Raw genomic sequence first — 12,877 nt, 5'->3', positions numbered from 1 at the left:
CATAGGCAGTGTTACCAAACGCATAACGTGTGGCATCAATAAACACCATAGTGCAGTGGTTCAGGAGCGTGATTAGAACGAGAGAAAAATGTGAACAACGCTATATTTTTGTTATGAAAATGATTTCTTCAGCGCCGGGCTGTCTTGTGCTGTGCAGAGGATAGGGTGGCGGGGGGGATAACCACCAGGCGGGGCGCAGGCGCACAACCGCCGGGCAGTAGCCCCGTCCGGTCATTCAGACGAGGCGAGCGGAAGTCAGGGCAGCGTGTTCCCTGCGGCGCGATAGATGTCATACCAGATTTCGCGGCTGATGCGCAGTGATGAGGCGGTGGCGATATCCTGCAAGCGTTGCGGATTCATACTGCCGACAATCACCTGCATGCTGGCCGGGTGGCGCAACAACCAGGCAACGGCGATGGCCGTCGTCGAAACGCCGTATTCATCGGCAGCGTTGCGTAAGGCAATGTTAAGCGTCGAAAAGTGGTCGTTATCGATAAACACACCGTCGAAAAAACCGTACTGGAAGGGAGACCAGGCCTGAATAGTCATGTTTTTCAGGCGGCTGTATTCCAGCACCATACCATCATGATGCAGCGATGGCGCATGGGTCATGTTGACGTTGAAACCGGCATCGATCATCGGGGTATGCATAATGCTTAACTGCAACTGATTGACCAGCAGCGGCTGGCGCACTACGGTTTTTAGTAACTCAATCTGCAACGGATGCTGGTTGCTGACGCCGAAATGGCGCACCTTGCCGCTGGCGTGCAGCTCGTCGAATGCGGCGGCGACCTCATCGGGTTCACACAGGGTATCCGGGCGGTGTAGCAGCAGGATGTCAAGATAATCGGTGTTCAGGCGCTTCAGGCTACCTTCAACGCTTGCGAGAATATGCTGTTTGGAAAAATCGAAATAACCGGGTCGAATGCCGCACTTGCTTTGGATGATGAGCGAGTCACGACGAATACCGGCCTGCGCGATGGCGTTGGCGAAGACCTCTTCTGAACGCCCCGCGCCATAAATGTCTGCATGGTCAAAAAAGTCCATCCCGACATCCTGCGCGCACTGTATCAGGGTTATAGCTTCCTGCGGGCTTTTGCCGGCAAGACGCATACAGCCCAGCGCAATATTGGGAACGTCGAGCGCACTGTTACCAAGCGCAATTCTTTTCATTGGGTTGACTCCTTGTATTTGCAGGACATCAGCGGGGCGATAAAAAAAACGCCATCCGTCAGGATGGCGTCAGGCAGTTCAGGGCTTAGGCTGCCGGTTTGGCAATGATACTGCGGGTGTCAAGACGCACGTCCGTCAGCACGACGTCGAGTGTATCGCTCTGGCGATAAACCGCTTCGCCTTTCACGGTGACGGTACCAGTTTCCTGGCTGCACACCAGTTCATCACGTACCGCATGAATAAAGGAGGCTGGGATAAACGCGGTCGCGCCGTTATCGAGCAGCCGAACGCGCAGGCCGCCGCGATTCACATCAATGATTTCGGCGTTAAAACGGGTTTCTGTACCTGCGCTCGCTTTCAGGAAACGGGCGTAGAGCCAGTCACTGACATCGCGTTCCGCCATGCGGTTTAAGCGGCGGCGTTCAGCCAACTGTTGGGTCACATCATCGTGTGGTTTTTCAGCGGCGGTGCCGGTAATAATCGCTTTCAGCAGGCGATGGTTGACCATATCGCCGTACTTACGAATCGGTGATGTCCAGGTGGCATAAGCGTCCAGGCCAAGACCGAAGTGCGGGCCCGGCACGGTGCTGATTTCGGCAAACGACTGGAAGCGGCGAATACGGCTGTCGAGAAATTGCGTTGGCTGTGCATCAAGCTCGCGGCGCAGTACGCAAAAACCGTCCAGTGTCAGCAATTGCTGCGCATCGGCGCTGATGCCATTGCTGGCCAGTACGGTGACGGCCTGTTCGACGCTTGATGGGTCAAAACCGTTATGCACGTTGTAGATACCAAAACCAAGCGTGTCACGCAGTACCGTCGCAGCACAGATGTTGGCGGCAATCATCGCCTCTTCCACGATGCGGTTGGCAATGCGGCGCGGCTCGGTGACGATATCCAGCACTTCGCCTTTCTCGCCGAGTAAGAAACGGTAATCAGGGCGGTCGCGGAATACCAGCGCATGGGTAGAGCGCCACAGGCTGCGTGCCTGACAAACCTGATGCAACAGGCGGATTTGGCTGGCGATAGCATCACTGCCGGGCTGCCATTCACCGTGTTGCTCCAGCCAGTCGGAAACCTCGTCATATACCAGCTTGGCGCGTGACTCAATCCAGGCGGCGAAGAAACGTACCTGACTGAGCGCGCCGTCAGCGGCAATCGTCATACTGCACGCCAGCACCGGGCGACGCTCATGCGGGCGCAGCGAACAGATATCGTCTGACAGGTGGCGAGGCAGCATTGGAATATTGAAGCCGGGCAGATAGTTGGTGAAGGCGCGTTGACGGGCAATCGCATCCAGTTCACTGTCCGCCGGGACATAGGCTGTCGGGTCGGCAATCGCGACAATCATCTCCAGATTGCCGTCATCGAGGGCTTTAACATACAGCGCATCGTCCATGTCTTCGGTGCTGGCGCTGTCGATAGTGACGAAATCCAGCCCGGTCAGGTCTTCGCGCGATAACGCGCCGTCATCCAGCGCTGCGGCTTCAGCCTGCGGTGCGGTGCGCTCCAGATTGTGGCGTGACAGCGTGACCCACCACGGTGCGAGCGGGTCATCGCCGGTGGTGATGTACTGAGTCAGGTCAGCAAAGAACCCACGATCGCCTTTGAGTGGATGACGACGCATTTCGGCAACCGCCCAGTCGCCTTCTTTGAAATCCTGCTCGACGCCGCGCGCCGGGCGGCAGGGGATCGCGTCTTTCAGCAGCGGATGATCCGGCACGATAGATAACCGGTCATCTTTCTTCTGCACCCGACCCACGAAGCGGCTCAGGAACGGCTCGACCAGCGATTCCGGCTCGGCGATTTCTCGGTCTTTTTCGGTGTGCAGCGTGACGATAATACGATCGCCGTGCATCACTTTTTTCATGTGCGGCGGCGGGATGAAATAGCTCTTCTGCGCGTCGGCTTCAAGAAAACCAAAACCTTTGTCGGTGGCTTTAACGGTGCCTTCCGCTCGTGGCGTCTGAGAGTGGAGTTGCTGTTTTAGCTGCGCAAGCAGCGGATTGTCTTGAAACATAGCGTCCAGAATTGCGATTAGCGGTTAAATTGCGGTTAATAATGGCGTTAATGGCAGACAGTTTTACGCGAATCAGCCGTCGTCGGCAAGCGTTGTTCGGGCTGTCATGCCTATCTGTTCATCGGCTGGGCAGCGCATCAGCCGTTAGCGAATTTGTTACAAGGATGTCATGCCGGGCTCTCGTGTTCCGGGCTGCGGACGCGTTGATAGCACCGCGTGACCAGAGGACGCTATGGTGTTGGCAGGCATGAGAAGGGGCGAGATGAAGGACTGAAATAAACACCCGCGTCGGGTGAACACAGCAAACGGGCCGGGCGACCCGTTTGCTGAGGAGCGGGGCGTTATTCGCCCAGCTCCAGCTCGTTCATGGCGGCGATATTGAAGCCACCGTCAACGTGCAGCACTTCACCAGAGATACCGGCAGCGAGGTCGGAACACATGAAGGCAGCGGCGTTACCCACGTCTTCAATGGTGACAACGCGGCGGATCGGCGTGACAGCTTCACAATGCGACAGCATCTTTTTGAAGTTTTTGATGCCGGACGCGGCCAGCGTACGGATGGGGCCAGCGGAGATGGCGTTAACACGCACACCGTCACGGCCCATGGCGTTAGCCATGTAACGTACGTTAGCTTCCAGCGACGCTTTCGCCAGACCCATCACGTTGTAGTTTGGAATGGCGCGCTCGGCACCGAGGTAAGACAGCGTGATAAGCCCGGCATTCGGGTTCAGCATGCTGCGGCAGGCTTTCGCCATTGCGACAAAGCTGTAAGCACTGATGTCGTGTGCAATAGCAAACCCTTCGCGGGTCACGGCGTTGACATAATCGCCATCAAGCTGGTCGCCCGGCGCATAAGCGATAGAGTGAACAAAACCGTCGAATGTTGGCCACACGTTGGCCAGTTCAGCGAACAGAGCGGTAATGCTGTCATCTTGCGCAACATCACAGGGTAACACGATGCTTGAGTCAAACTCTTTGGCGAACTCTTCCACACGCGACTTCAGCTTGTCGTTCTGGTAGGTAAACGCCAGTTCAGCACCTTCGCGGTGCATCGCCTGTGCGATACCGTATGCAATGGAGCGGTTGCTGGCAACGCCCGTGACCAGAATGCGCTTACCGGTAAGAAAACCCATGGCAGTATCCTTTGAGAATTGTTGCTGCGACCATCGGCAAAATAGGTTTTACCATGATCGGTGTGAATAAACCGGGCGATTCTAGCACGCCTGACGCCCGGAGGGGTACTCCAACCACTTTCAACCACCTTCAACCATTTTCAGCCACTCTCGCCACGCGCGTGATGGGGGCGAATCACGGTTGCTGGCTGTCTCGCCGCCAGGCATCGGCACTGAGTGCCTCACCGAAATGGCTGGCGATCAGCCGTTTGGTTAAATCGTGTAACGGCGAGGCCAGCACATCGGCGGTGCTGCCTCGTTCCACCACTTCACCGGCCTGCATCACCAGAATCTGGTCGCTGATGTGTTTCATCATGCCGAGATGCTGGGTCACGTAAATATAGGAAATACCGTGTTTTTCCTGTAACTCCAGCATCAGGTTGATGATTTGCGAACGCAGCGACATATCCAGCGACGCCAGCGCCTCGTCAGCCACAATGACTTTCGGTTGTAAAATTAATGCGCGCGCCAGCCCGACGCGCTGCTTTTGCCCCGGAGCCAGCGCATGCGGGTAATAGGTGGCGTGATCGGCGCGCAGCCCAACCTGACGCAATGCCAGATGAATGGCTTTATCGCGCTCATGCGGCGTGAGCGTTGTGTTAAGGCGCAGCGGTAATTCCAGCAACTGCCCGATACGCTGGCGCGGATTAAGCGCGTTGGCGGAGTCCTGAAAAATCATGCGAATACGCTGGCTGCGATAGTGATAATCGCCAAAATTCAGGGGATGGTCATCAATTACCAGCTCACCGGATGTGGGAGGAATCACGCCAGCCAGCATTTTTGCCAGCGTCGATTTCCCCGAGCCATTCTCGCCGATAATCGCCAGCGTTTGCCGCTCACGCAGGGTAAAACTCACCGATTTTACCGCTTCAACGTGCTGGCGACGGAACCAGCCGGTGCGATAGCGAAAGGTTTTGGTGAGATTGCGGGCTTCCAGCAAGGTTTCAACCATCAGGACTCCTCCATATTGAGCGGGAAATGACAGGCGTACCAATGGTTTTTCATCGGGATCAACGGCGGCGCGGTCATACACTGTTTTTGTGAATAGGGACAACGCGGGCCTAAACGACAGCCGACGGGAAGATGCCCGAGCGAAGGAATCGCGCCCGGCAGCGCATTCAGGCGGCTTTTGTGCGGCAGCGAGCGGCCAAAGTCAGGCATCGCGCGAATCAGCGCCTGAGTATAAGGATGGTGAGGCGCATGAATTAATTCCTTGCTCAGTGCGCTTTCCACCGTTTGGCCGCAATAGAGCACGTTGATGCGGTCAGCCCACTTACTCATGGTTTGTAAATCATGGCTGATGAGCAAAATGGTGGTGTTGTTGTTTTGATTCAGCCGCGAGAGCAGGCGGAAAATTTGCGCCTGTGTGGTGGCTTCCATGGCGTTAGTCGGCTCATCGGCAATCAATAGTCTTGGCTGGTTCGCCAGCGCGATGGCGATCATCACTTTCTGGCATTCGCCATCGGTGAGCTCATAGGGGTAACTGCGCATGATATCTTTATGATCTTTGATACCTACGCGGTGTAATAGCTCGATGGCGCGGCGCTTGCGCCAGTTCATGCGTTGCCACCAGCGGCCTTTGAATGTCCAGCCGGGAATGGATTGTATCAACTGGCGTCCCACCCGTGCTGAGGGGTCAAGGCAGGATTGCGGCTCCTGAAAGATCATCGACATATTATGCCGCACCAGCTTGCGCCGCTCACGCGGGGTCAGTTGCAGCATATCGACATCGTCGAAGCGAAAACGGTCGGCGCTAATGCGCCAGTTTTCTTTATTGATGCCACAAATCGCCTTGGCGATGAGGCTTTTACCTGAGCCGGATTCCCCAACGAGGCCGCGAATTTCGCCTTCATTGAGGCTGATGCTGACGCGATCTACCGCTTTGACCGGGCCGTCCGGCGTCAGGAATTCAATGGTCAGATTACGAATTTCCAGTAATGCCATGATGATCGTCCGTCACGATTCGGTTTGAGCAAGCAGGGCGCGGCGCAGGCCATCTCCCAGCAAATTAACGATAAGGACACTCACCGTGATGGCCGCTCCCGGCAGCATCACTGTCCAGGGGGCGGCATACACCAGCTCCAGCGCATTGCCCATCAAGCCCCCCCATTCGGTGGTGGGTAATTGCGCTCCCAGATTGAGAAAGCCGAGTGCGGCGATATCCAGAATGGCTATCGACAACGCACGGGTCACTTCACCGACTAACAGCGGCAAAACATTCGGCATCACCGCATACCAGATAATGTAGCGTGTGGACGCACCATCCAGCCGGGCGGCGGTGACATACTCTTTTTCCATCTCATCATGTACCGCGCTATATAGCGTGCGCACCATACGCGGCAGCAGCGCCATCCAGACAGCCAGCATCGCGTGCAGCAAACTTGGGCCGATAAAGGCAATCACCACCATCGCCAATAGCAATGACGGAATCGACAATAGCGGGTCAAGAATGTGATTCAGCACCGCCGATCGCAGGCCGTGCGTGACCCCGGCCAGTAAACCCAGCAGGATGCCAACCAACGCGGCGCAAAGTGTGACCAGCAGCGCTGAACCAAAGGTAGATGAAGTGCCATACAGCAAGCGACTGAGCAGGTCGCGGCCAAGATCGTCGGTACCAAGAAAGAACGACACTTCGCCATAGCGTGACCATGACGGCGGCAGCAACTGGTAGCCAAGGAATTGTTGATCGACGGCATACGGTGCCAGTGTACTGCCGAGCAGACACAGCGCCAGCAACATCAGAAAACCATAAAATCCGATCATCGCCATGCGATCCTGATAGAACACTTGCCAGGTATCGCGCCAGCGGCTGGGAACGGCTTTTTCGCTATAGAGATTATCGGAGTGCATACCACTCCTTATGTTTCAGCGGATTTGTCATAGCGCCCCAAATATCAGACAGAACATTAATCGTGATAACCAGTGCGCCGACCACCATGACGCCAGCGGAAATGGCGGCAAAGTCTTGCTGGCGCAGCGCGTTAACCAGCCAGCGCCCGATGCCCGGCCAGTTAAAGACCACCTCTGTTATCATCTCAAGCGTTAACATGGTAGAAAACTGCAACCCCAATTGGGGAATGATGGGGGGCAGCGCATTGTGCAGCACATGGCGGCGGATGACCGTTGCTCGCGGCAATCCCCGGGTTATCGCCGCTTTAATGTAGTTGCGGCTGCCGACTTCCGTGGTGCTAATGCGCATCAAACGAATCACTTCGGTTGTGGGCGCAACAGACAGCACCAGTACCGGCAGAATTATATGGTGCAGGGCGCTGATGATCATTTGCTCGCGATAAGGCGAATCAGACAGCCAGGCGTCTATCAACGCAAAACCGGTTACGGACGGAACGGGGTAGAGTAAATCAAAGCGGCCGGATACCGGCAGCCAACCCAGATGCAATGAAAAGAACAACGTCATCAGCAGCGCCAACCAGAATACGGGCAGCGAGAACCCCAGCAGGGCCAGCGCGCTGATCACCCGGTCGGCCGCTTTGCGTTGCATCACACCGGTTGTGATACCCAGCGGAATGCCGACAATCAGCGAGAGCGAAAATGCCAACAGACATAACTCGATAGTCGCGGGCAGCACCTCACGCAACTGCTCGCTGATAGGCTGGCCGTTGATGCTGGAAACGCCAAAATCTCCCTGCAACAGGCTGACGAAATAGAAACGGTACGCATCCTGTAATGCGGCACCGTTTAGCGGCGCATGAGGGGTGTAATACAGCAGGCTAAACCCGATGAGCGACAATAAAAACAGCGTCACCAGCAGCAATAACAGGCGTCGAAGGGTAAAAATAATCACGGCTGCTCTCCCTGGGTTGACGAGGTCGTCGGCTCTGCTGTTTTCGGCGGCTCCTTGCTCCCGTCATCGCGATACACACCGGCAAACGAGGCATTGCCAAACGGGCTTAACACCAGCCCTTTCATGTCGTAACGGTAGGCTTGCATACGCAGTGACGAGGCCAGCGGCAGCACCGGCAACTGCTCGGTCAAAATACGGTGAGCGACCCGGTAATACTCCATTCGACGTGAAAGCTGCTGAGAAGAGAGCGCATCTTGCAGTACCTGATCGAACGTTGGGTCACACCAGTGAGCGTAGTTGGTCTGTGAACGAATAGCGGCGCAACTCAACAGTGGCCGGAAGACGCTGTCCGGGTCATTGCTGTCGGTCGCCCAGCCTGCAAGCGTCAGGTCATGATTCATTTCCATCAGCCGCGCTTCCTGAAAACGCCCTTCAACCGGCACAATTGTCACCTTAATGCCAACCTGTGCCAGGTCTGCCTGGATTAATTCGGCGGTTTTCACCGGGCTTGGGTTGTAGGATTGCGACGCAGCGGGCACCCACAGTTGCAGGCTCAAATGGGTGATGCCCATCTCTTTGAGCAACCGGCGCGCCTTCTCGGGATTATATTCCGTGACTTGCGCTTCGTTATCGTAGGCCCAGGACGCGCGCGGTAATATCGACGCGGCGGTTTCTGCGGTGCCGTAGTAAATGGATTGCATCAGCCTGTCATTGTTAATCGACAGCGCGATGGCATGACGCAGACGCGAATCATTGAGCGGCGGCTTACGCACGTTAAACGCCAGATAAGCGACGTTCATACCCGGGCGAAGCGAGAGGCGCAGGCGCGGGTCGTTACGTAAAATCGTCAACTGGCTGGCGGCCGGATAAGCCAGCACATCGCATTCGCCGGTACAATAATTTTGACAACCGCCCGGTTCCGCCAGAACCGAGATCCACCACCACCCGCTCCATACGCGGCTGACCGCGCCAATACGCATCGTGGCGTTTAAGCCGCACATACTGACCATAGCGGTATTCATCAAGCCGATAGGGGCCGGTTCCCACGGGCTGGCGGTCAAGCAGCTCTCGCCGGTCCTGGCGGGTTAATTGCTGGGCATATTCTGCGGAAAGCACCGGCGCATAGTGGGTTGCCAGATGCCACAAAAAGGACGCATCCGGGCTGTTAAGCCGGATTTCAATACTGTAATCGCCAAGCTTACGCAGGCTTTGCACGTTATCAGCCAACTGCAGGCTGTCAAAGTAGGGATACTCGCCGCCGTTGATATCATGAAACGGGTGCTCCTTATCCAGCATCCGTTGGAAACTGAAGAGCACATCATCGGCATTCATCATGCGGCTGGGGGTAAACCAGGCGGTTTGTTGAAACGGCACATCGCGGCGCAAGGTAAAGCGGTAAGTCGCACCGTTATCCGCCACTTCCCAGTGCTGCGCCAGTTCGGGCATCAGCCGGTAGGTATAAGGGTCAACGCCCAGCAGACGGTCATAAAGCTGGGCGGCCAGGGTGTCTACCATCAGCCCGCTGCGTGCCATCTGGGGGTTGAACGTGCTAAAGACGTCATTAACACAATAAACAAAACCGCTGTGGCGGATGCTTTGCTCCGGTGTGAGCGTCTCGGGCGATGTGAGCGCCAGCGCCGGTAATGCCAGCCCGGCCAGCGCCAGTGCGAGTGTATATTTTCCGAACATACGGTTTTTTTCAGCCAATCTGCGATACACAGAGTGTACCGCACTCTGCCATTCCACCCAATTGCTTACGCGTGTCTGCGGTTTTTTTGCGCAGCGCGGCGGCTATTCTCGGTAAATGTTGTTTGTTTCAGGCCCGCTCTTTACGTGTTGATAACGCTCGCTTAACCCGCTGAAGTGTTTACATTTGGTAACGCAGAATGTCTTTTTTGGCGCGAAAATGACAATCATTGATAACGATTTTGAAAAAAAATAGTGATTTTTAAGTTCTTTTATTTTCGATAATGATCGTTTTTATGTTATTGAATGTAAGTTTTGGCTACCGGGTAAGATTTTTCTTAGGTTTTTTCATGGAGTGATGGCATGTCATTAAAAACACGCATTGCACTATTATGCGGTACGACGCTTCTGGGGTTAATTGTGTTATCAGCGGTGGCGCTCAATACGCTGTACCAGTCGATGACCAAAGAGCGCACCCAGCAATTATCAACGCTGGTCGAGCTGGCGCAGGCGGCGGCGCAGCAATTTTACGATCTGGAAAAAGCCGGGCAGATGTCAGCAGAGCAGGCGCAGGCTGAAGCCAAGCGAGCCATCAGCAGTTTTCATCAAAATGATCGCTATTTTTTCGTGCGTGGGTATGACAACGATGTGAACTATGTCCATCCTAACCCTAAGCGTGTTGGCATTGTTGATGCGAATGGTGGGCGAGAGGCGGGTATGCGTTACCGCGCCGCGCTACAGGATGTGCGCATTGGTATGGTGACGGCCAAAGGCACCCGCCCCGGCGCGACGCAAGAGGTGGAAAAGCTCTATGCGGTCGTGAAATTCGAGCCCTGGAACTGGATTATCGGTTATGGCGATTACATTGACGATATTCAGAGCGCATTCTGGCGTAGCGCCGTGTTGCTGTTGTCGATAGGGGCGGTGTTGCTATTGGTGATTTCGCTGCTGGCCTGGCAGATGATGCGCACGTTGCTGCGTCAGTTGGGGGGCGAGCCGCAATATGCGGTGGATGTGGTGCAACAGATAGCCGATGGCAATTTAACGGTTGAGGTTGCGCTGCGTGCGGGCGATCAAGGCAGCATCCTGCATGCGATTCGCCAAATGCGCGATAATCTCTCCGATCTGGTCGGCCAGGTGCGAGGCAGCACCCATGCGATTACCAGCGCGTCAGCACAAATCGCTTCAGGCAATGAAGATCTTTCCGCCCGCACCGATTCACAGGCCAGCGCGCTGGCGCAAACGGCGGCGGCGATGGAGCAGTTAACGGCCACCGTGCAACAAAACGCTGATAACGCTCATCAGGCAAATCACATGGCGCGAACGGCGTCGGATGTTGCCGTGCGTGGCGGCGAGGTGGTGCGCCAGGTGGTGGAGACGATGGCGTCTATCGATGCCTCCTCACGCAAGATTGTCGATATCATCAGTGTGATTGATGGCATTGCCTTTCAAACGAACATTCTGGCGCTTAATGCCGCCGTTGAAGCGGCGCGTGCCGGTGAACAGGGGCGCGGTTTTGCGGTGGTGGCAGGAGAAGTGCGTACATTGGCGCAGCGCTCGGCATCCGCCGCGCGGGAGATTAAAAACCTGATTGATGACTCGGTATCTCGCGTAGATGAAGGCACGGATCTGGTGAAGCGCGCGGGCGAAACGATGGAAGAGATCGTCAGCAGCGTGCAGCGTGTCACCAGTATGATGGTGGAAATCAGTACCGCCAGCAGCGAGCAGGGCAGCGGCATTGCACAAGTCAATCAGGCTGTGTCACAAATGGAGCAAAGTACGGAGCAAAATGCCGCGCTGGTGATGCAGGCGTTGGCCGCCGCACGTTCACTCAATCAGCAATCCGGTGAACTGTCGCAAACGGTCAACCGCTTTCAGATTGACGACGCACAGGCCGCGTACCTGCCGGTGGCGGCGAGTTAAACGGGCCGCGATGAGCCGTTAGCGCGGCTCATCGCGTGCCGGACCGTATTTTTCCAGACCGTACTTCTCCAGACTATGCTTTTTGAGCAGGCCGCGAAACTGGTGGTAGGTGACGCTCAATAATTCAGCCGCCTTGCGCTGATTAAATCGCGCCTGCGTCAGCGCGCGCTGCACCCACGCGCGCTCTTGCTGGTGTTGCCAGTCGCGCAGGCTGAATGGCAGGTCTGGCGCGTTATCGCCGGGCTCTGGCGTCGTCGGCGCAGGCGAGAACTCGGCCAACGGCTGAAAAGGGTTAATAATGATGCGCTCGACCGGTTGTGGGTTATCACCATGGCGGTAGACGGATCGTTCCACCACATTTTTCAATTCACGAATATTTCCCGGCCAGGCGTAATCGCGTAGTACCTGCTCTGCGTGCGGGCTAAAACCGGGAAACAGCGCCAGACCCAGTTCCCGGCACATTTGTACGGCAAAGTGGTGCGCCAGCAACATGATATCTTGCTGGCGCGCGCGGAGCGGCGGTAAATTCACCACATCAAACGCCAGACGGTCTAACAGATCGGCGCGAAAGCGCCCTTGTGCCGCCAGCGCCGGTAAGTCTTCATTGGTTGCACACACCAGCCGCACATCCACTTGCAGCGACTGCCCGCCGCCAACTCGCTCCAGCACGCCATATTCAATCACACGCAATAATTTTTCCTGCACCAGCATTGGCGCGGTTGCCAGTTCATCTAAAAACAGCGTGCCGCCGTCCGCGCGCTCAAAACGCCCCAGATGACGTTTCTGTGCGCCGGTAAACGCGCCTGCCTCATGGCCAAACAATTCGGAATCAAGCAGGTTTTCATTGAGTGCCGCGCAGTTCAGTGAAATAAACGGCCCCTGCCAGCGTGGGGATAAATAGTGTAACCGGCTGGCTATCAACTCTTTACCGGTGCCGCGCTCGCCAATCACCAACACCGGTTTATTGAGATGCGCCAACTGTGATACCTGCTCAAGCACTTCCAGAAAACGGTTTGCTTCCCCAAGGAGCGATTCTTGTTCATGAGCCATAATAGCAGCCTGTTTTTTTCACCAACTATTGGTAAATTTGACCATATCAAAGCG

The 12,877-nt window shown here is 55.9% G+C and carries 9 protein-coding genes and 1 pseudogene; 1 reads left to right on the top strand and 9 read right to left on the bottom strand.

The genetic code is table 11. The features are described from left to right. Positions 1-255: 255 nt before the first annotated feature. The 8 genes and pseudogenes from O1Q98_RS03790 to sapA form a co-directional block, all read right to left on the bottom strand. On the bottom strand, positions 256-1,173 hold the full coding sequence (locus O1Q98_RS03790; protein WP_125259127.1) for an aldo/keto reductase: 918 nt from the start codon (positions 1,171-1,173) through the stop codon (positions 256-258). Positions 1,174-1,258: 85 nt separating this feature from the next. Beyond that, positions 1,259-3,190, bottom strand: a complete 1,932-nt coding sequence (locus O1Q98_RS03785) for an exoribonuclease II (RefSeq protein WP_125259128.1) — start codon at positions 3,188-3,190, stop codon at positions 1,259-1,261. A gap of 341 nt (positions 3,191-3,531) precedes the next feature. Further along, positions 3,532-4,323: an enoyl-ACP reductase FabI gene (gene fabI, locus O1Q98_RS03780; RefSeq protein ID WP_125259129.1), complete on the bottom strand. Its 792-nt coding sequence runs from the start codon at positions 4,321-4,323 to the stop codon at positions 3,532-3,534. Positions 4,324-4,498: 175 nt separating this feature from the next. Then, positions 4,499-5,314 carry a putrescine export ABC transporter ATP-binding protein SapF gene (gene sapF, locus O1Q98_RS03775; RefSeq protein ID WP_125259130.1) on the bottom strand — a complete coding sequence of 272 codons (816 nt, stop codon included), beginning with the start codon at positions 5,312-5,314 and terminating at the stop codon, positions 4,499-4,501. Beyond that, complete coding sequence (gene sapD, locus O1Q98_RS03770) at positions 5,314-6,306, bottom strand: putrescine export ABC transporter ATP-binding protein SapD (RefSeq protein WP_125259131.1); 993 nt, start codon at positions 6,304-6,306, stop codon at positions 5,314-5,316. Before sapD ends, sapF begins: the two co-directional genes overlap by 1 nt. Positions 6,307-6,318: 12 nt before the next feature. Further along, positions 6,319-7,212, bottom strand: coding sequence for a putrescine export ABC transporter permease SapC (gene sapC, locus O1Q98_RS03765; RefSeq protein WP_125259132.1), 894 nt, complete (start codon positions 7,210-7,212; stop codon positions 6,319-6,321). Further along, complete coding sequence (gene sapB, locus O1Q98_RS03760) at positions 7,199-8,164, bottom strand: putrescine export ABC transporter permease SapB (protein ID WP_125259133.1); 966 nt, start codon at positions 8,162-8,164, stop codon at positions 7,199-7,201. Before sapB ends, sapC begins: the two co-directional genes overlap by 14 nt. Beyond that, positions 8,161-9,853 (bottom strand): annotated as a pseudogene (sapA, locus tag O1Q98_RS03755) (ABC transporter substrate-binding protein SapA). Before sapA ends, sapB begins: the two are co-directional and overlap by 4 nt. A gap of 360 nt (positions 9,854-10,213) precedes the next feature. Between sapA and O1Q98_RS03750 the strand changes: the two are divergent. Then, positions 10,214-11,773, top strand: a complete 1,560-nt coding sequence (locus O1Q98_RS03750; protein ID WP_125259135.1) for a methyl-accepting chemotaxis protein — start codon at positions 10,214-10,216, stop codon at positions 11,771-11,773. Between the two features lie 18 nt (positions 11,774-11,791). Here the strand turns inward: O1Q98_RS03750 and pspF are convergent, their stop codons facing one another. Next, entirely contained in the window at positions 11,792-12,823 is a 1,032-nt protein-coding gene (gene pspF / locus O1Q98_RS03745; protein ID WP_125259136.1) for a phage shock protein operon transcriptional activator, read from the bottom strand. Positions 12,824-12,877: the final 54 nt, after the last annotated feature.

The sequence above is a fragment of the Dickeya lacustris genome (assembly GCF_029635795.1).
GTDB lineage: Bacteria > Pseudomonadota > Gammaproteobacteria > Enterobacterales > Enterobacteriaceae > Dickeya > Dickeya lacustris.
The sequence above is the reverse complement of the archived record's forward strand: the minus strand, read 5'-3'. Positions and strand labels throughout refer to the sequence as shown.

Bases quoted from the DNA above. Each gene is read 5' to 3' on its own strand.
- O1Q98_RS03790 (WP_125259127.1), bottom strand. From the start codon at position 1,173: ATGAAAAGAATTGCGCTTGGTAACAGTGCGCTCGACGTTCCCAATATT.
- O1Q98_RS03785 (WP_125259128.1), bottom strand. From the start codon at position 3,190: ATGTTTCAAGACAATCCGCTGCTTGCGCAGCTAAAACAGCAACTCCAC.
- fabI (WP_125259129.1), bottom strand. From the start codon at position 4,323: ATGGGTTTTCTTACCGGTAAGCGCATTCTGGTCACGGGCGTTGCCAGC.
- sapF (WP_125259130.1), bottom strand. From the start codon at position 5,314: ATGGTTGAAACCTTGCTGGAAGCCCGCAATCTCACCAAAACCTTTCGC.
- sapD (WP_125259131.1), bottom strand. From the start codon at position 6,306: ATGGCATTACTGGAAATTCGTAATCTGACCATTGAATTCCTGACGCCG.
- sapC (WP_125259132.1), bottom strand. From the start codon at position 7,212: ATGCACTCCGATAATCTCTATAGCGAAAAAGCCGTTCCCAGCCGCTGG.
- O1Q98_RS03750 (WP_125259135.1), top strand. From the start codon at position 10,214: ATGTCATTAAAAACACGCATTGCACTATTATGCGGTACGACGCTTCTG.
- pspF (WP_125259136.1), bottom strand. From the start codon at position 12,823: ATGGCTCATGAACAAGAATCGCTCCTTGGGGAAGCAAACCGTTTTCTG.